Origin of the sequence: Gemella haemolysans (genome assembly GCF_901873445.1) — a bacterium.
GTDB lineage: Bacteria > Bacillota > Bacilli > Staphylococcales > Gemellaceae > Gemella > Gemella haemolysans_C.
The window spans coordinates 1-18,264 of sequence record NZ_CABFLN010000077.1; the positions used below are offsets into that span (position 1 = coordinate 1).

General features: G+C 30.4%; 19 protein-coding genes, 1 pseudogene and 1 other annotated feature. Of the genes and pseudogenes, 9 read left to right on the forward strand and 11 right to left on the reverse strand.

Going from position 1 to position 18,264, the window contains the following annotated elements; translation table 11 throughout:
• Positions 1–16 precede the first annotated feature (16 nt).
• Entirely contained in the window at positions 17–142 is a 126-nt protein-coding gene (locus JX287_RS09060) for a hypothetical protein (RefSeq protein WP_275576651.1), read from the reverse strand.
• Positions 143–144: 2 nt separating this feature from the next.
• Positions 145–1,071: a helix-turn-helix transcriptional regulator gene (locus tag JX287_RS08530; protein WP_204644451.1), complete on the reverse strand. Its 927-nt coding sequence runs from the start codon at positions 1,069–1,071 to the stop codon at positions 145–147.
• A gap of 635 nt (positions 1,072–1,706) precedes the next feature.
• Here JX287_RS08530 and efeO point away from each other — a divergent pair.
• From efeO to JX287_RS08555, 5 genes are read left to right on the forward strand one after another with little or no spacing between them, the layout of a single operon-like run.
• Positions 1,707–2,585 carry an iron uptake system protein EfeO gene (gene efeO / locus JX287_RS08535; protein ID WP_204644452.1) on the forward strand — a complete coding sequence of 293 codons (879 nt, stop codon included), beginning with the start codon at positions 1,707–1,709 and terminating at the stop codon, positions 2,583–2,585.
• 1 nt (position 2,586) lies between these two features.
• Positions 2,587–3,822, forward strand: a complete 1,236-nt coding sequence (gene efeB, locus JX287_RS08540) for an iron uptake transporter deferrochelatase/peroxidase subunit (protein ID WP_204644453.1) — start codon at positions 2,587–2,589, stop codon at positions 3,820–3,822.
• On the forward strand, positions 3,791–5,497 hold the full coding sequence (locus tag JX287_RS08545; protein ID WP_239650382.1) for an FTR1 family iron permease: 1,707 nt from the start codon (positions 3,791–3,793) through the stop codon (positions 5,495–5,497). The genes efeB and JX287_RS08545 overlap by 32 nt, the downstream gene beginning before the upstream one ends.
• 10 nt (positions 5,498–5,507) lie before the next feature.
• Positions 5,508–6,221 carry a twin-arginine translocase subunit TatC gene (gene tatC / locus JX287_RS08550; RefSeq protein ID WP_204644508.1) on the forward strand — a complete coding sequence of 238 codons (714 nt, stop codon included), beginning with the start codon at positions 5,508–5,510 and terminating at the stop codon, positions 6,219–6,221.
• On the forward strand, positions 6,221–6,415 hold the full coding sequence (locus tag JX287_RS08555) for a twin-arginine translocase TatA/TatE family subunit (protein WP_204644455.1): 195 nt from the start codon (positions 6,221–6,223) through the stop codon (positions 6,413–6,415). Before tatC ends, JX287_RS08555 begins: the two co-directional genes overlap by 1 nt.
• A 54-nt stretch (positions 6,416–6,469) precedes the next feature.
• On the opposite strand, the gene JX287_RS08560 is transcribed toward JX287_RS08555, so the two are convergent.
• The 7 genes from JX287_RS08560 to treR form a co-directional block, all read right to left on the reverse strand.
• Entirely contained in the window at positions 6,470–7,387 is a 918-nt protein-coding gene (locus JX287_RS08560; RefSeq protein WP_204644456.1) for a homoserine O-succinyltransferase, read from the reverse strand.
• Positions 7,388–7,451: 64 nt separating this feature from the next.
• Positions 7,452–7,679: a binding site (T-box leader), on the reverse strand.
• Positions 7,680–7,845: 166 nt separating this feature from the next.
• Entirely contained in the window at positions 7,846–8,409 is a 564-nt protein-coding gene (locus JX287_RS08565) for a histidine phosphatase family protein (protein ID WP_204644457.1), read from the reverse strand.
• A 90-nt stretch (positions 8,410–8,499) separates the two neighbouring features.
• Positions 8,500–9,066, reverse strand: a complete 567-nt coding sequence (locus tag JX287_RS08570) for a histidine phosphatase family protein (RefSeq protein WP_204644458.1) — start codon at positions 9,064–9,066, stop codon at positions 8,500–8,502.
• A 9-nt stretch (positions 9,067–9,075) separates the two neighbouring features.
• Positions 9,076–10,044 (reverse strand): class 1b ribonucleoside-diphosphate reductase subunit beta, encoded by a 969-nt coding sequence (gene nrdF / locus JX287_RS08575; protein ID WP_204644459.1) that lies wholly within the window; start codon positions 10,042–10,044, stop codon positions 9,076–9,078.
• Between the two features lie 24 nt (positions 10,045–10,068).
• Entirely contained in the window at positions 10,069–12,159 is a 2,091-nt protein-coding gene (gene nrdE, locus JX287_RS08580; RefSeq protein ID WP_204644460.1) for a class 1b ribonucleoside-diphosphate reductase subunit alpha, read from the reverse strand.
• Complete coding sequence (nrdI, locus tag JX287_RS08585) at positions 12,146–12,526, reverse strand: class Ib ribonucleoside-diphosphate reductase assembly flavoprotein NrdI (RefSeq protein WP_204644461.1); 381 nt, start codon at positions 12,524–12,526, stop codon at positions 12,146–12,148. The genes nrdE and nrdI overlap by 14 nt, the downstream gene beginning before the upstream one ends.
• A gap of 301 nt (positions 12,527–12,827) precedes the next feature.
• On the reverse strand, positions 12,828–13,550 hold the full coding sequence (treR, locus tag JX287_RS08590) for a trehalose operon repressor (protein ID WP_048802866.1): 723 nt from the start codon (positions 13,548–13,550) through the stop codon (positions 12,828–12,830).
• A gap of 194 nt (positions 13,551–13,744) precedes the next feature.
• Here treR and JX287_RS08595 point away from each other — a divergent pair, with 194 nt between their 5' ends.
• From JX287_RS08595 to JX287_RS08605, 4 genes and pseudogenes are all read left to right on the forward strand, one after another.
• Positions 13,745–14,404 carry a TIGR01906 family membrane protein gene (locus JX287_RS08595; protein ID WP_204644462.1) on the forward strand — a complete coding sequence of 220 codons (660 nt, stop codon included), beginning with the start codon at positions 13,745–13,747 and terminating at the stop codon, positions 14,402–14,404.
• Positions 14,405–14,495: 91 nt separating this feature from the next.
• A pseudogene (locus JX287_RS09145) lies at positions 14,496–14,810 on the forward strand (immunoglobulin-like domain-containing protein); the annotation flags it as partial.
• 33 nt (positions 14,811–14,843) lie between these two features.
• Positions 14,844–15,047, forward strand: coding sequence for an immunoglobulin-like domain-containing protein (locus JX287_RS09150; RefSeq protein ID WP_430537389.1), 204 nt, complete (start codon positions 14,844–14,846; stop codon positions 15,045–15,047).
• 181 nt (positions 15,048–15,228) lie between these two features.
• Complete coding sequence (locus JX287_RS08605; RefSeq protein ID WP_204644463.1) at positions 15,229–15,729, forward strand: universal stress protein; 501 nt, start codon at positions 15,229–15,231, stop codon at positions 15,727–15,729.
• Positions 15,730–15,836: 107 nt separating this feature from the next.
• On the opposite strand, the gene JX287_RS08610 is transcribed toward JX287_RS08605, so the two are convergent.
• The gene (locus JX287_RS08610; protein WP_204644464.1) at positions 15,837–16,910 is read right to left on the reverse strand and encodes an alanine racemase; all 1,074 of its coding nucleotides are present in this window, start codon (positions 16,908–16,910) and stop codon (positions 15,837–15,839) included.
• A gap of 181 nt (positions 16,911–17,091) precedes the next feature.
• A complete protein-coding gene (locus tag JX287_RS08615) occupies positions 17,092–18,249 on the reverse strand; it encodes a M20 metallopeptidase family protein (RefSeq protein WP_204644465.1) in 1,158 nt (385 codons plus the stop codon).
• Positions 18,250–18,264: the final 15 nt, after the last annotated feature.

The window sequence follows — 18,264 nt, forward strand, 5'->3', positions numbered from 1 at the left end:
TACATAATTTATATATCTATTTTTTTACATTCTTATTTATTCTTCTTAATATTTCACCACTAAACACCATTCCATATTTATCTTTTGGATTTAATACCCTCTTTATTGATTTACTCATTAAAATTCTAACTAGTTTGTTCATCATTATATCTCCTTCTCTTCTAATATTTTTACGTTATCTCCTTGGCTATTAAGCCACATTTTTATTCCATCACCATAGCTTTCTGCTACTATCGTATGAACTTTATCCTCTGTTTTTATTACCTTTGCTGTCGGCAATCTATCTAACATTGCTTCAAGCGATGGTCCACTAAATTCAAATGTAAATTTCTTTAATTTCCCTCCGTACATAAACTGAATTCTCTTACGAAATTCCCCGTCTTCAAATCTATCTCTATATGGAATATAGAAAGTTTCGTCTTTATATTTAACATTACTCATTCTATCAATTCGAAAAACTAGTGGTACATCTTCCTTACTGGCTATTCCATAAGCTATTAAATAAAAGTAAAATTCTGAGAACATAATAGAAATAGGACGTACTTCTTTTTTAGTTTGTTTTTTATCCATTCGAGTATAATCAAAAGTTATAACTCTAGTTTCTCTAATTACATTCGACAGATTCCACAATACCTCTAGTAAATCTTTCCCATGCTGAAGTTCGGTATAATAATAATCTTCATTATTAATTAACTCTCTAACATGTATTTTGCTTTCTCGACTTAATTGATTCTGTAATTTTTTTAGCAATAAAGACATTTCTTTTTTATTAAATGCTCTACTTTCTAATAAAATCTTACTCAATGCTAATATATCCTGTTGAGTAAGTGTATTATCACTTTCACTTACAGCTGTATAAATATACTCTTTGTTCTTTACTATTATTTCAAATTCGCCAATTTCATCTTTTTTCTCAAATAGATAAACGCGTAATTCATCAATATCCCTTTGGATAGTTTTAAGTGAAACTCCATATTCATTAGCTAGATTTTCTTTTACTAGTCTCTCTCCTCGTCTAAGTCTATCGTATATTTCTAATCCACGAAACTTTTTATCTCTTGAATCATTCAAAATTATTCTCCTCTTCTCGTCAACCACTTAAAGTCTTATTTTTCATTATACATTATAAAATATTCACTTTCAACGAATTCTTTTATTATTATTTTGATAATAACAACTATACTTTTTAAACATATTTTACATTAAATATTGGACATATTTTGTCTGTTTTTTTAAAAAATGCTGACTTTGCTCCCCTTATCAAAATAATAATTTCAACCTTAATTTTTCAAATTATCAATAATAATCTTATTCTACGGAACATTTCCAGTAAAAAACTGCCCACGCTTACACGTGACAACATCTTAAAATTTATAACTACTGACAACGAAGCTAAATTCTCAACCCTAGAAGAATACTTCTCAAATGTGTTAGACATACATTTAGCACATATATATTCAAAAAAGTACACTTTGTTTAAATCTGCTAGTATTTTTTTCAAAACAGATACTATTATTACTTTAATTTAATCAGTTAACCTGATACATGAAAATCATTTAACTTTTTACTTCTTTAGAAATTTTTTTATTTTTACCATAAAACTTTTATTTTTTTAGAATTTTTTTACTAATTGCTTTACTTTCTAATTGAGAATGATTATAATTTATAATAGAACAAATATTAATATTGAAAGTGAGTATAAATTAATGAAGAAAAACAAATTATTTTTAGCCCTAATGGCTGGAACTATCGTAATTAGCGGATGTTCTGCTAAATCAGATAAAAAGGAAGAAAATAAATCAGCTCAAGTTGATACATCAAAAGGAACAAAAGAACAACTTAAACAAGCTACTGAGCTTTACAAAAAATTCGTAGAAAATCAAGTAGATACTCTACTTAAAGATACTGAAAAATTTGCTGAAACTATTAAAGCAGGAAATCTAGAAGAAGCTAAAAAACAATATCCACTTATTCGTATGGCATATGAACGTTCAGAACCAATTGCTGAAAGTTTTGGAGAATTAGACGTAAACATCGACTTCCGTCTTGCTGACTACTTAGAAGAAAACAAAACTGAAGACGGATGGCGCGGATTCCACAGAATAGAAAAGATCATGTGGGAAAAAAATACTACTAAAGGTACTGAAGAATATGCAGACCAATTAGTAAAAGACGTAAAAGAACTAAAAGCTAAAGTTGCTACTGTTGAAGTTACACCTGACTTAATGGTAACTGGAGCTGTTGACCTACTTAACGAAGTTGCAACACAAAAAATTACAGGTGAAGAAGAAATCTTCTCTCACACTGACCTTTACGACTTCAAAGCTAATATCGAAGGTGCTGAAGAAATCTTCAAAATCTTTAAACCTTTAATCGAGAAAAAAGACAGCAAATTAGCAAAAGATTTAGTTGAAAAATTTGCTACAATCAACGGTCTATTAGATAAATACAAAACTGATGACAAACACTATAAACTATATACTGATTTAACTAAAGAAAATACGAAAGAACTTTCTGAAGCAGTAACTAAATTAGGTGAACCACTTTCACAAATGGGTGTAATTTTAGACGAAGAGGCTAAGTAATATGGAAGAATCTGGTAAAAAATGGATTGATAAAAAAATAACAAGACGTGATTTCCTTAAAAAAGCAGGAATGACTGGAGCTGGAGCTGTTGTTGGAGCCTCTGCTCTTGGAGGATTTTTTGCAAACAAAGCCGAAAATAACAGAGTTATTGCTGACGGTGATGAAAAAATTAGTTTCTATGGTAAACACCAAGCTGGAATTACTACTCTAATGCAAAAATGCGTTTATTTCGTAGTATTAGATTTACACTCTACAGAACGTGACGATGTCATCAACATGTTTAAAGAATGGACTAAATATAGTGAAAAATTAATGAACGGCGAATTAGTTGAACCTGCTCTTAAAAACCATTATTTACCACCAAAAGATACTGGGGAAACGATAGGATTAAATCCCTACCGCTTAACTCTAACTTTTGGAATTAGTCCAAGTTTTCTAAAAAAAATGAAATTGGAAAACAAAAATCTTGAAGAATTTAAAGATTTGCCACCATTTGCTAGAGAGCAACTTAAAGAAAAATATACAGGTGGGGATATTTGTATCCAAGCATGTGCAGATGATGAGCAAGTAGCCTTCCATGCTGTTCGTAATTTAGTAAGAAAGGCTCGTTCTACAGTAACTATGAAATGGAGTCAATCAGGTTTCGCAGCAATCGGAAATCGTGTTGAAACACCTCGTAACCTTTTTGGTTTTAAAGATGGTACTGCTAATGCTACTAAAGAAGAGCAATTTGACAAAATCGTATGGTGCGATAAAAACAACTGGATGAAAGATGGAAGCTATATGGCTGTCAGACGTATTCAAATGCACCTTGAAACGTGGGATAGAACAAATTTAAATGAACAAGAAAATACCTTTGGAAGATATAAAGAAAGTGGTGCTCCGTTCGGTGAGACTGATGAATTCGCACCTATAGACCTTAACAAAAAAGGTCCAGATGGAAAACCTTTAATACCTGTAACTTCACATGTCCATTTAGCACATAAACCTGGTGTTGAATTACTTAGACGATCGTATTCTTATTCAGACGGCATAAATGAAACTACAGGTCAATTTGACTCAGGTCTCCTATTTATTTCTTTCCAAAAAGACCCAAAACAATTTATTACAATTCAAAACAGCTTAGGAACTGAAGATAAAATGAATGAATACATAACTCATATAGGTAGCGGCCTATTTGCATGTTTTGGAGGAATTAAGGAGGGTGAATATATTGGCCAAAAACTTTTTGACTAAGATTATTTTAGCCTTTATCGTACTTTTTAGCTTTAATTCCCCTTATTTAAAAACTATTATAGCTAAAGAGTCATACAGTAATCTTTTTATTAAAATCACTGATGCTAATACTGCATTAAAAAATAATGAAAGTGATAAAGCTAAAAAATTAATACAAGAATTTAAAACAGAATTTGAATCTACAAAAAATTCAGATTCCGAAGCTGGAAAAAAAGTTAAACAAACTTTAAAATCAAATGATATAAATGAAGAGCAACTGAGAGAGCTATCAACTGCCTTACTTGCTTTTGAAAATGAACAAAATCCTCTTGATATCGAAGCAGAAAAGAAAGCTTTTAAAACAAAACTCTTTCCTGCTTTTGATAAATTAGAAAAAGCAATTGATACTAAAAATGTAGAAACTATGAAAGCAGAGTATGTAAAATACAACGCTGCTTGGGTTAGAAATGAAGGTATCGTAAGAACACTTGAACCTGCCTACTACGGAAAAATCGAAACAACGATGTCATTTCTTCGTAGTTCAATGGAAGTTGAGCCTTACGACTATCAAACTACAAAAATGTATTTAACAGATTTAAAAAACTACCTTGATGATTTTCTAGCTGGTAAAAAACTAGAACAATCTTCAGATGTAAAAACACTTGAACAAGGTATAAAACTTCTAGAAGAGAGTTACTCAGCATTCAAAGATGGTAACAAAGCTCAAGGTTCTCAAAAAATGAAGAAATTCATTGAAGTTTGGCCTGTTATCGAAGGAGAAGTTCGTACACGTAACGCTTCGTTATATACTAAAGTAGAGAGTGAAACTCCTATTATAATGGTTAAAGGTAACGAGCAAAAATATCAAGACCAACTTAAAAACTTGATTTCAGAGCTTTCTAAAATCGATACGAAGTCTAACTATACTGCATTAGATTCTATGCTGATTTTACTTCGTGAAGGTGTAGAAGCACTTATTATCGTTCTTTCTTTAGCCAGCGCTTTAAAAGCAGCAAAACAAAGAAAAGGATTAATCTGGATATACGCAGGTGCTGTAGTAGGTATTCTTTCTAGTATACTTGCAGCTGTAGTCTTAAAATACTCTTTCCCTGCTCTGTCATCTGGTACTAACAGAGAGATTATTGAAGGTGTCGTTGGTATCTTTGCAGTAGTAATGATGATAGGTATCGGAATTTGGCTACATAGTAAAAGTTCTGTTAAAGCATGGAAAAAATATATGGACACTAAACTAAATCTAGTACTTTCAACTGGAAGTTTTATATCTATGTTCACACTTAGCTTCCTAGCTGTGTTTAGAGAAGGTGCCGAAACTATACTATTCTACGCTGGTATAATGCCATTAATTTCAACAGCTAACCTATTAGTCGGTATAGCTCTTGCTGTTGTTGCATTGATTATTATCGGTATAATTATGGTAAAAGCATCAGGAAAACTTCCTATCAGTAAAGTATTCCTAGTACTATCTTGGTTAATCTATATTCTAGGATTCAAGATGCTTGGAGTAAGTATACACGCTCTACAAATTACTGATATTGTTTCAAATCATATTATAGACTACTTACCTACTATCGAAATCTTAGGAATTTATCCTAGTTACGAAGTAGTCCTAGCCCAACTAGCTTACATCATTGTTGTAGCTATTAGTATATTTTATGAAAAATCTAAAAATAAATAGGTAACGAATGATGAAATATGGAGATAAAATTTCTACCGTAGATCATCTTACTGAACTACGAAAGAGACTAATACTAAGCTTTGTGTTTTTTATTGTCTCTTTCATAGTTAGTTTATTGTGGTCTGCAGATATTTATAAATTTTTAACAAGTAATTTTAATAATAAATTGATTGTTCTTGGACCTAATGATATACTATGGATATATCTAACACTAGCAGGAATTTGTGCCTTTACCTTTTCGATACCATTTATCTGTTATCAAATTTGGGCATTTATAAAACCTGCTTTAGAAGAAAAAGAAGCTCGTGCTTTACTTGCTTATATACCAGCAGTATTCATTTGCTTCACAGTAGGTTTAATCTTCGGGTTCTTTCTAGTAACCCCTGCTATTTTAAATGTGCTTCTTTCTATTGGTAATGACTTGTTCAATACACAATTAACAGCTCAAAATTACCTATCATTTGTCATTAATACAACAATACCGATAGCTATACTTTTTGAATTCCCAGTTGTTGTAGCTTTTTTAACATCACTAGGTATTCTAACACCTACATTTTTAACACGTAATAGAAGATATGCATATTTTATACTAATTGTAATAGCTGTTGTCATTACACCTGCTGACTTTATCAGTGATATCGTTATGTCAATACCATTAATTTTAATATATGAAATTAGTATCGTTATTAGCAAGTATATTTACAACAAAAGAGGTGAAAAATAATGGGATTTTTACGTGATATCGGGGCTCCTGGAGTTATAGTTCTTATTTTAGCTGCTCTAATCATCTTCGGTCCTAAACGTCTACCTGAACTTGGAGAATCAATAGGAAAAATGTTCACATCATTTAAAAAATCAATTTCAGGACTAACTGAAGAAGAAAATTCAACTAAACAAGACGATAAAAAAGACAACTAAAAATAGACTTTACAATATGTTTAAAGCATATCTGTAAAGTCTATTGTTTTGGCTTTATTTTGATAATTCAGTTAAATCATAAGGTGTTTGTTGATAAACTTGGTTTAACCAGTTGTGATAGAATAAGTAAGCAACACCTCTCCATCTATTTTTAGGAGTTTTTGTATCATCATTTCCTGGGTAATAATTCACTGGAACTTCTATAGGTAAGTTACTATTTTTATCACGAACATATTCATTATGAAGTGTATCAGCATCATATTCAATATGTCCTGTCACAAATATTTTTCTTAAATCTTTAGTCGCAACAAGAAGCGTTCCAACATCTTCTGATTTAGCAAGAATATCTAATTCAGAAATAGTAGGCAGCTTCTCTTCCTCTATCTTAGTATGTCTAGAATGAGGAGCTAAGAAAGTATCTGTAAATCCTCGTGTTAATGTATGATTTTCAATTAATACATCATGTTCAAAAACTCCAAATATCTTATCATTAACTTGCTCTTTTTTTACCCCATAATGATAATATAAACTAGCTTGTGCTGCCCAACAAATATTTAATGTTGAGAATACATGTGTTTTACTCCAATCGAAAATGCTATTCAATTCTCCCCAATAATTAACTTCTTCAAATTCTAAATGTTCAATTGGTGCTCCTGTAATAATAAGCCCATCGTAAAACTTATCTTTTATTTCATCAAAGGTTTTATAGAATTTCTCTAAGTATGATTGAGCTGTATTTTTTGCTACATGACTAGTCGTATGTAAAAATTCAACAGTTATTTGAAGTGGAGAATTTCCTAGAAGTCTTAATAATTGGCGTTCAGTTTCTTCTTTCTTCGGCATTAAGTTCAAGATCAATATTCTTAATGGTCTAATATCTTGATTCTTTGCTCTATTCTCCTCAATTACTACTACACCCTCTTCTAACAGCTTATTTTTTACTGGTAATTCATTTTGTATACATATTGGCATTGTTCGTCTCCTTAACTACTCTTTTTCTTAAATAAAAAAACTCGCCACTATTACAAGCTTATGTAATAGGGACGAGTTTATCGTGTTACCACCCATGTTCGTGAATGAATTTATTCACCTTTATTGATACGTGTTCATATCGTTGTACTATATCGCGCACCTACGTAATTACCTATTAGATAATTATTACTCCGAGACCATTTCAATTATATCTTTTCTTACTTTCTTCCACCAACCGAAAGTTCTCTGCCTTGAATCAATTATAATCTACTTATCTCTTCAATGTTTTACATATTAATTTACTTAATAGTATAAAGAATTTAACACTATTTGTCAATAGAAACTACCTTAAAATTCTCAATTAAAAAAACTATTTTATTACTAAAAGTAAACTCCACTATATAGAAAAAATTAAAAATTACTTTAAATACTTGTCTTTAAAAAATATACCACTATGATTACTTATTAAACTCTATGAGTTCAAACTTCTCTCCATCATAGTCAAGAACACTAACAGAAGTATTTACTATTACTCCACGCCCTACCTCTTTAATACCTTTTTGAGTTAAGAAAGAGCGAATTAATCCACCATGACATACTGCCAACATAGTTTTATCTGGGTGTTCCTCATATTTTTCTTTAAAGAATGCTTCTACTCTGTCTGCGGCATCTGTATCTAATTCCATACCTCTTGTTTCACCCGCTTTAAGACCAGCACCATATTCAGCAAAAGATACGCCTTCATATTCTCCATATGATTTTTCTATTAATCTTTTATCTTTGATTACTGATAATTTCTTATTATCTTCACTATTTGAATTGTCTAGCATATATCTTGCTGTATCATATGCCCTACCTAAAACACTACTATAAGCTATATCAATATCATATCCTTCAATTTTCTTACCTGCAGCAATTCCTTGTCGAATTCCTTCTTCATTTAAAGGAATATCAGTGTGCCCTTGAACCATTTTATTCTTATTATAATCCGTCTCTCCGTGTCTCGCTAAAATTATACGCATATTCCCATCTCCTTTTAATAAATAAAGGAAACAACTAAATAAAATCAATTCCCTAAAAATCACGATTTTTCAGCCGTTCCCTACTTATATTTATATATTAAACTTCTCTAATATAAATTCTTGTCCATCATAGTGTACTACGTTTAATGCAGTATTGTTAATTAACATATTTGATTCAGGATATAATCCTAACGTGCGTAAGAATATACGGATTAAAGCACCATGACATACTACTAAAATTGTTTCATCTTTATGCTCTAAATATTGTTCATTGAAAAATGAACTCGCTCTTTCATACACCGCTTCATCTTTTTCAATAGACTCTAATCCTTGCTCAGCTTCAAGCGCAGAAAAATACTCTTCAAACGTACTACCTTCAAAATCTCCAAAGAACTTTTCTATTAAACGATTATCAGTAGTTATTTCTTTGGAAATATTTTGATTATTATTTGAGTTATCAAGCATAAGTCTAGTTGTTTCAACCGCGCGTTTTAACGGACTACTAAAAGCACAATCAATATTATGTTCAGTTAACTTTTTTCCTGCTTCTGTCGCTTGATTTCTACCAGTTTCATTCAATTCAATATCACTATGCCCTTGAATCAATCTATTTTTATTATAATCTGTCTCACCATGTCTTACTAATAATATTTTCATATCTTTTACCTATTCGAAAATGAAATCCTCATCTTCAATTGATTCCACATTCATACTAACTACGTATCCATCACCCTTAACACTGAAGAAGTCATGATTTTTAGTATTTGTATTCATCGCATTTTCAATAATTGGGTTAATCTCTTTATCTTCAAAGTACCCTGGGTATCCTAAATTCGCTAATGCACGATTAGCATTATACTCAACATAATCTTTTACTTCTTCATATAACCCTATTTCACTATATATGTCTTTAGTATATACTAATTCATTTTCATATAAATCTAATAATAATTTATACATTTCTTTTTCAGCACGTTCTTGTTCTTCTGGAGTTAAAGTTTTGAATAATTCTTGTGCATCAAATCCAGTAAAACTTCCGTGAATAGTTTCATCTAATAAGATTTTACGAATAATTTCTCCAGATGTCGTTACTTTACCTTGTCCAGCTAAATATAACGGGTAGAAGAATCCACTATAAAAAATATAACTTTCTAAGAATACTGAAGCAACACGAGCCATATATAAGTCATATTTAGGAACTTCTGGCTTAAATAACTTCATGTAATAATCTTCAATTAATTTCGCTTTATATTGAAGTTCTGGGTTACTAGGAACCCACTCATCTAATAAGTAGTCTGTTTCTTGTGAAGGGATTAAAGACGTGAATATTGTTGAGTAACTTTTCGCGTGAATTTGCTCCATCATTCCCATAAAGCTGTATACAGCTTGTTTTCTCATATCTTCAGTATGTAGAGATACAAGAGGCATACCTTTATCACCTTGTTGAGTATCAAGACCAGTTAAACCAGCTAATACTTTTTTGTAAGCTTCACGTTCTTTATCATTTAAATCTTCGTTCCAGCTCTTAATATCTTTTGACACTTTAAACTCAGTATCGACCCAAAATTGAGCAATATTTTGACGCCAATACATAAATGTTAAATCATCTTGTTTATTCCAGTTTACAGCTTTCATAATTAGTAATTTTTCCTCTCTTTTCTATATAGCACATGAAGTACATTCTTCTACAGAAAGTAATTTATTTCTTGTGTAATATAGTGATTTCAATCCTTTGTGATGAGCATAAATATAATATCTAGCAAGTTCTCTTGTTGTGATATCAGAATTTACGAATAAAATCACAGAAATACCTTGATCTACGTGTTCTTGAATAACTGCCATTAAATCAATAAGTTTCATTTGATCTATAGTAAATGCAGATTTATAGAACCATTGAGTTTTTGGACTTAAGTATGGCATTGGATAGAATGTTTCAGCATTCCCATAACTTCTACGCTCAATTTTATCAACAATCGGTAATACACTTGATGTTGAGTTTTGAACATAAGAAATACTTTGTGTTGGTGCAATCGCCATTCTATATGCGTGATATAGTCCATTTTCTTTTACTCTATTTTTTAGACTTCTCCAGTCTTCTCTTGTTGGAATGTGAATTCCTTCGAATAACTCTTTTACTTTATCAGTTACTGGTAAATAGTCATTTTCAATATATTTAGTGAAGTATCTACCATTGTAGTAATCTGATTTTTCAAAGTCTTTAAATGTTTCCTTACGTTTTTTAGCAATTTGCATTGAACGTTCTAATGTATAGTAGTTCATCATCATGAAGAATACATTTGCGAAATCTTTTGCTTCTTCGCTCTCATAAGCGATTAAGTTTTTAGCTAAGTATCCATTTAAGTTCATTGCTCCTAATCCAACAGAGTGGAACTCATCATTAGCTTTTACTACACCAGGTGCATTCTTAATCTTAGTAGAATTACTTACAAATGTTAATGAGTCCATACCAGAATAAATTGATTCTTTAATTTTCTTGCTTTCCATTACGTTTACAATATTTAATGAAGCTAAGTTACAAGAAATATCACGCTTAATAATATCTCCTTCACCATAATCCTTAATTACTGAAGTTTCTTGTAATTGGAAAATCTCAGTACATAAGTTACTCATCTTAACTTGTCCAATTTCACGAAGTGCGTGATTTTTATTAGCATTATCTTTGAACATTAAGTATGGGTACCCTGATTGTAATTGAGTTTGTGCGATTAAGTTAAGCATATCACGAGCATCAAATTTACGTTTCATGATGTTTTCGTTCGCTACAAATTCATCATAATATTTTGCAATATCAATATCATCAAGGACTAATCCATACTCTTCATAAATAGAGTGCGGTCCAAACATATAGAAATCTTTATTCTCACGAGCTAAATCGAAGAACAATGATGGTACGATAATACCTGTAGAAATCGTTGGAAGACGTAATTCTTCATCAGCATTAACTTTTTTAGTATCTAAGAATTCTAATACGTCATAGTGGAAAATGTTTAAGTAAACAGCTCCAGCTCCAGGACGTTGTCCAAGTTGATCAGCATATGCAAAACCTTGTTCTAAAGATTTAGCTACCGGAATAACACCTTTAGCTACTCCTTTAATACCTTTGATACTCTCACCACGTGCACGAAGTTTTGATAAGTTAATTGCAACCCCTCCACCAATTTTTGAAAGTTGCTTGGCTGTTGAATCGATGTAGTTGATTGAGTTAAGTGAATCACCGACTTCTAATAAGAAACATGATACTAGCTCACCACGACGACTTCTTCCTGAATTTAAAAATGTTGGTGTTGCTGGTTGTAATCTTTGTTCAAGCATAGAAATCATAAGTTCCTTAGCTAATTCTACATCACCATCCCCTAAATACATAGCTACAATAAATACATGTTGATTAAAGTTTTCTAAATATTGTTTTTTATCATTTGTTTTTAATGCATAATCTTTATAGAATTTACTTGCTGCCATATAACTTTTGAATTCAAATTTAAAGTTTGCAGCTAATTCTAAACATTCTAGAATTTCATCTTCAATATATTTATCAAAGATATTATAGTAGAAATTCTCCTCTACTAGATATCTAAGTCTTTTCATTTCTGAACTAAATTTTACAGTTCGAAAGTCTACTTCACGAAGAAATTCTTCAATAGCTTCAACGTCTTTTTCTAATTTGAAAAATCCATTGTCACCTCTTTTTGTTACTTCATTATTTAGTTCAATATGGTTAAATTTCTCCATTCTTTACACTCTCCAAATATATTTTTTTAAATTTTATTAAATCTTTTGTATTCCCGTGCAATTCAATCTTCATAAGTAATGGCACATTATACTTCTCGCTAATAATCTCTGAAGCCTTAGCAAATCTATTACCCCAGTTTTTATTACCGCTACCAACTACACCTTTTAAATGTTTGTGATTTAGTTCCAAAAACGCTTCTACATCTTCTGGAACTTTCCCAAATCCTATAGTTGGCGTTATTAAAATGTAGTCAAAATCAACTTCGTAATCTATATCCCACAAATCTATAATATCATCTTCAGGGATTTTACACATATTTACAAATCGCATACAATTCCCAGTCAATGAGAATACAATTATCTTCATTTTCCTCACACTCCCGCAAAAATATTTCCGAGAATATTTCCCGGAAATTTAAGAACTTATATCAATTATACACTTTATTTTATTATTTTTCAATGATTATTTTTCTTGTGAAAAGGCTTTAATTCTTTTTTGGAAATTTCTATACTTATTTAATATTTTAGAAATCTATTACCTAACTTAGGCATCTATAAACTAAAAAAATATTATAGTAAAAAAATTTTTTACCTTTCATTTTTATAATATTTTAAACAAAAAACTCTAAACAAAATTACTCTGTTTAAAGTTTTCTTCTATAATCGTATTAATTTATTCTATCGCTTTTTCTTCTCGCAAATTCAGAGAAATAGAACTTATCGACCCTATGTCGACTCTCTGTATAATGTAGGAAATCTGTTCCTTCTGTATACACATCACTTCGTAATACTGCAATATGCTTATGACCGTTTAAATCAATATATGTAGTATCTTCTTCATTAACAGGTTCAATTTTAAAATCTTTATTTCCATAAGAGATTTTAATTCCTAAATCCTTTTCTAGATATTCATATAATGATTCCTCTACACGATTGGTAGGTAGATCCCCTATTGTACTTTTTCTAATATAATCTTTATCTAGAATTACTGCTTCTCCATCCACTATTCTTTGGCGTACTAAGTAGATTAATTTTTCATCCGGTTTAACAAGACCAAGTCTTACTAAAAAATCTGGAGCATCTACTTCTTTATTCACTAACACTTTAGTAGTTGCATCTACATCTTGAAATTGGCGACGTTCTTTAAAACTTAAAATCCCTGTTACAGGTAATCTAAATCTATGAACATCTAGCACTATAGATCCTTTCCCTTGTATTTTGTGAATATAACCATTTTCTAATAATAGTAATAATGCTTTTCTTATAGTTTCCCTAGAAACATTATATTCTCTTGCGAGTTCATTTTCACTTGGTAAGAGAGAGTTAGACCTGTATTGCCTATGCTCTATTTTTTCTCTTAACTCTAAATAGATCTTAAAAAACTTATTCATGATTTCCCCCAAAGTAAATAACTATATGTGTATATTTTACCATAATTTACATAAATATTAAATGCTTTTTACTCAAAAACTTTTATAAATCCTTATATTTTTGTTAATTTGTGTAAATATGTAAACCAAATTTAAAGCAAACCTCATTTCTACAACTATGTTTATGTGTTATAATGTTTATTGGAGGTGCAATAATGAGAAAATATATTATACAGTTCCTTATTGTTATAGAAAATTTTTCACTATTTATTAGTAGCATACTTGCCATAATATTTTACAATTGTTTTAATTTAAATTCTTATAAAAATTTCTATAAAAAAGAAAATTTAGCCCCTAAAATTGGAACTACATATGAAGAATTAATAAAAAATACCACTAATTTACTAGATTATCTGAATCATAAAGCAATATTAAATCTTGACTGGTATACAGATAAAGATATACTTCATATGCAAGACGTAAGAACACTATATAGTTTAAGTTACAAAACAATGGTATTCTTCTTTGTATTATTCGTCGTTTCAACTATATTATTAGTGATTCTTTGCAAGAAAAAAATACTTTTTTATATCTCAAGAACATTTAATAAAGTACTACTATCGTTTATTATAGTAATTGGAGTTTTATCGTGTATTATTTCATACAATTTCACATCATTTTGGATAAAATTCCATCAGCTTCTATTTTCTAATGACCTTTGGTTATTAAGTCCTGATGAATCAAATTTGATTCAAATGGTTCCTGAAGAATTTTTCATAAGTCTAATTACTACAATAATCATACACATATTTATATTATTTATTACCTTATTTGTTCTAAATATTTTGGTGAGAAAAAGGTTTAAAAATAATTAGTCTTAAAGATGATATTTAAAATTTAATTTATTATGATTATGTGATATAATAAATTCTAGTTTCAAACGAATAAATTATGAAAGGATATAATATGGCTCAAAATGATAAAAATATTGTTACTGAAGATAAAGTAACATTTAGATTATGTGATGATTGCCTTGGTGTTAACCTTAAAACTTTAATTCCGAAATTAAAAAAGAAAGCACCAAATGCCGAATTTATCATAGGATGTCAATCTTATTGTGGACCTGGAAGAACTCAGACGTTTACACTTGTTAATAGTAGAATTTGTATAGCTGATACTGAAGTTGAGCTGATGCCTTTAGTTGATGAAAAACTTAGAGATCGAATGAGTGCAGAAGACGAAGAAAAATACAGAAAACGTCTTGAACGTCGACTTGAACGTACTTTCTACTTCATTATCCCTGAGAATGCAACAATAAAAGTTGGTGAAAAAGTAGATATTGACAAAGACGGAGTAATCGCTCGTAAAGCAGGAAAATCTTATTTAGATGATCTTATTATCGAAGGTGAAGTTGATAACACTAAACCTGGAACTTATGAATTAGTATACAAAGTAACTATAGATAATAAAGAACATAAACGAAAAAGGCTTATTACTGTTATTGATGAAAACGTATAATCAACATTCATAAATACATATAAATATAAACCTATGGGACAAACGTTGTATATACGCTGTCTCATAGGTTTTTTCTTAGTTTTTACAAATAATTTTTATACTGTTTTTTGAAAATAACGTTTACTTTTTTTGTAAATATGATATAATATAAGTAAAGACATAGAAGTCGGAGGTTATGATCATGGAAAATAAATATTCTAAAATTTTAGTCGCAGTAGACGGTTCAAAACAAGCTGAATGGGCTTTCAAAAATGCCGTTGCCATTGCTCAAAGAAATGAGGATGCAGAGTTATACATCGCGTCTGTTATTGATGCGACAATCGCAACTTCTGGTTTATCAGATCCTTACATTTTCAACTCTTTCTACAAACGTACTAAAGAATTAGTTGATAGCTATGTAGAATCTGCTAAAAAAGATGGGTTAACTAAAGTATTCGGTATCGTTGAACAAGGTATTCCTAAAATTGTTCTTAGTGAAGATATTGTTGACGAAAAAGGTATCGATCTTGTAGTTTGTGGATCTTCTGGTTTAACTGGATTCAAACGTATGCTTATGGGATCAGTGTCTGAAGGTATCGTTAGATATGCAAAATCTGACGTAATCATCATCAAACAACGTTCTATTCCAGCGGATTTCGAAGCAACTATCGCTAAAAAATTCCAAGAAGAACAAGATAAATAAGTATCTCTAAAAAAGATTTAAGTTAATATTCTTAATTTAAATTCATTTAAAATTTTTCCTTTTTTATAGTGAACGACGCATACATCGTATGCGCCGTTCATTTTTTATTAATAAATCTTTTTCACTTTTAAACTATCATAATTCAATGCTGCAAGTTGCACAGAATTCGGTCCAAAATACTTAGTATAATCATGAAGTTGTTGCTTATCATCATAAATATAAACCCTATCTCCGATACTTTCTCCTTCACCTATTTCTACTACTAAGTGACTCATCATCGTTGAGTAAATATTTCTCTCTTTACCCTTGATTAAACATGTTTTTCCTTTTAATCTGTCTCGTAGTATTCCATCGCCGTAGCCAATATTAACAACCCCTACTTTTTTATCAGCATCAGCTATATATGAATTAGAATACCCTATGCACTCACCTTTACCCAAGGTTACTATATTAATAATTTCACCATAAACAGTAATTGGGTTTTTAATAACTAAATTCTTAAGAGTAACTGGATTTTCCTTCACATTGTAAGGCATAGCTCCATAAAGAATTACCCCCAATCTCTGGTGTGTTGTTTTCTCAAACGCACCATCACGTAAAAACGAAGCACTATTTTGCAAGTGAACTACTTCAAAATCATGATGTTTCTGTGCTTCATCAAGAACTTTTAGCACTAATTCTTTTTCTTTTTCATAGAATCCATCAAACTCATCAGCAAATGAAAAATGAGACCAAAATCCTTTTAATTTTAGTTTGTTTTCTTTGCAGAAATTTATAATTTCTAGCACTTCTTCCAGATTTCTTGCTCCTGCACGTCTCATACTACCTGCAAATTCTAGCTGTAACGTTAAATCTCTCACATTATCAAGATTTTCTTTTAAATATTCAAGACTCGCAATATTTATCTCAACATTGTATTCTCTAACTAAATCAAAGTCATAAGTTGGATTTAGAAGAAAAATATTAACATCTTCTCCTAATGTTTCCCTTATTACTTTACACTCTTCTTCTTTTGTCGTTGCAAAGTAATTTATCCCTACTTCCGAGTACAATTTTACACATTCTCTTAAATCTAAATTATACGCATTGTTTTTAACTACAGCTATTATGTCCTGTGCTCGTTCTTTTAAATTTATTGCATTTTGTCGTATATTATTGTAATTTAACTCAATTGTTGCCATAAAAATCCTTTCTTAGATAAAAGGGAGTGACTCAAAAATTATGATTTCAAAGAAATCAATTTTGTAAAGTCACCCCCAAAATTTCATCAGATATCTATAAACCACTGCGTTTATGAATTCTCATACAAACTTTTTAGGACCTTTAAATCAGCCCTTTTTATTTTATTCAAAATCAACAAAGTTATTTGTTGTAATGATTCAATATTCCTAGGTAATATTTAATCCCTACTTTTAATATTTTTTCATCAAAGTTGAAAGTTGGTGTGTGTAATCCTGAAACATAGTTTTTCTCTTCATTTCTTAAACCTAAAAAACTATAATTTATAGGAGACAATCTACTAAAGAATGAGAAATCTTCTCCGTATAGATAAGCTTCTTCTAACTCAATATAATCAATGTTTTCTTTTTCTATAACTTCTTTAATTACTTTATAAGGAACTTCATCATTAATTACCGCTGGATAACCTTCAGCAAAGTCAACACGAATACTTGCTCCAGTAAGATGTTCAAGTCCTACACGCGTATTTTCAATTGCAGCTTTTATCGTAGCCAGATCTTCCATGCTGTATGTTCTAATAGTTCCTTCTAGGTAGGCATTCTCCGCAACAACATTCATAGCATCTCCGCCGTACATTTTACCGATATGGATAATATTAGTATTACGCGCTTTTGTATATAATGCATTAAGTTTTAACATCTCTTGGAAGAACATTGTAGCCACATTAAGAGCATCGATTCCAGTATTTTTCAAACCAACGTGAGCTGCACGTCCTTTAATATAGATTCTATATTCATTAGCACTAGCCATAATTTCTTTTGGTTTAGAAATTATATGACCTTCTGGATAATCTGGATTCATATGCAGGGCATAACTTGCTAAAATGTTATACGGTGAAAAATCAAAATCATTAATTAATAAATTACCACCACCGAAAGTTTCTTCAGCTGGTTGAAATACGAAAATACTATTCACCTTCGTATCATTATTTTTGTAATAATCTACCGCTTCTATAACACTACCTAAAAGCATAGTAGTATGTCCATCATGTCCACAAGCATGCATCACACCCTCATTATTTGATTTAAAATCAACATCATTTTCCTCCGAGATAGGTAACGCATCAATATCTGCTCTGAATAAAATCGTATCTTTAGTTTCTACGCTTGCTTTACAGATTACCACCAACCCTGTCTCAAGAGTTTCTTGATATTCTATACCATATTCTTTTAAGACACTAGCGATAAATTCTTTAGTTTTATGCTCTTCCAAAGATAGCTCTGGATTTTGGTGTAGGTGTCTACGCCATGATGTTAAATTCTCTTCAGTAATTACTTTCATCTTCTCTTCCTACTT

Bases quoted from the DNA above. Each gene is read 5' to 3' on its own strand.
- JX287_RS09060 (WP_275576651.1), bottom strand. From the start codon at position 142: ATGAACAAACTAGTTAGAATTTTAATGAGTAAATCAATAAAGAGGGTA.
- efeO (WP_204644452.1), top strand. From the start codon at position 1,707: ATGAAGAAAAACAAATTATTTTTAGCCCTAATGGCTGGAACTATCGTA.
- efeB (WP_204644453.1), top strand. From the start codon at position 2,587: ATGGAAGAATCTGGTAAAAAATGGATTGATAAAAAAATAACAAGACGT.
- tatC (WP_204644508.1), top strand. From the start codon at position 5,508: ATGAAATATGGAGATAAAATTTCTACCGTAGATCATCTTACTGAACTA.
- JX287_RS08555 (WP_204644455.1), top strand. From the start codon at position 6,221: ATGGGATTTTTACGTGATATCGGGGCTCCTGGAGTTATAGTTCTTATT.
- JX287_RS08560 (WP_204644456.1), bottom strand. From the start codon at position 7,387: ATGCCAATATGTATACAAAATGAATTACCAGTAAAAAATAAGCTGTTA.
- JX287_RS08565 (WP_204644457.1), bottom strand. From the start codon at position 8,409: ATGCGTATAATTTTAGCGAGACACGGAGAGACGGATTATAATAAGAAT.
- JX287_RS08570 (WP_204644458.1), bottom strand. From the start codon at position 9,066: ATGAAAATATTATTAGTAAGACATGGTGAGACAGATTATAATAAAAAT.
- nrdF (WP_204644459.1), bottom strand. From the start codon at position 10,044: ATGAAAGCTGTAAACTGGAATAAACAAGATGATTTAACATTTATGTAT.
- nrdE (WP_204644460.1), bottom strand. From the start codon at position 12,159: ATGGAGAAATTTAACCATATTGAACTAAATAATGAAGTAACAAAAAGA.
- nrdI (WP_204644461.1), bottom strand. From the start codon at position 12,526: ATGAAGATAATTGTATTCTCATTGACTGGGAATTGTATGCGATTTGTA.
- treR (WP_048802866.1), bottom strand. From the start codon at position 13,550: ATGAATAAGTTTTTTAAGATCTATTTAGAGTTAAGAGAAAAAATAGAG.
- JX287_RS08595 (WP_204644462.1), top strand. From the start codon at position 13,745: ATGAGAAAATATATTATACAGTTCCTTATTGTTATAGAAAATTTTTCA.
- JX287_RS08605 (WP_204644463.1), top strand. From the start codon at position 15,229: ATGGAAAATAAATATTCTAAAATTTTAGTCGCAGTAGACGGTTCAAAA.
- JX287_RS08610 (WP_204644464.1), bottom strand. From the start codon at position 16,910: ATGGCAACAATTGAGTTAAATTACAATAATATACGACAAAATGCAATA.
- JX287_RS08615 (WP_204644465.1), bottom strand. From the start codon at position 18,249: ATGAAAGTAATTACTGAAGAGAATTTAACATCATGGCGTAGACACCTA.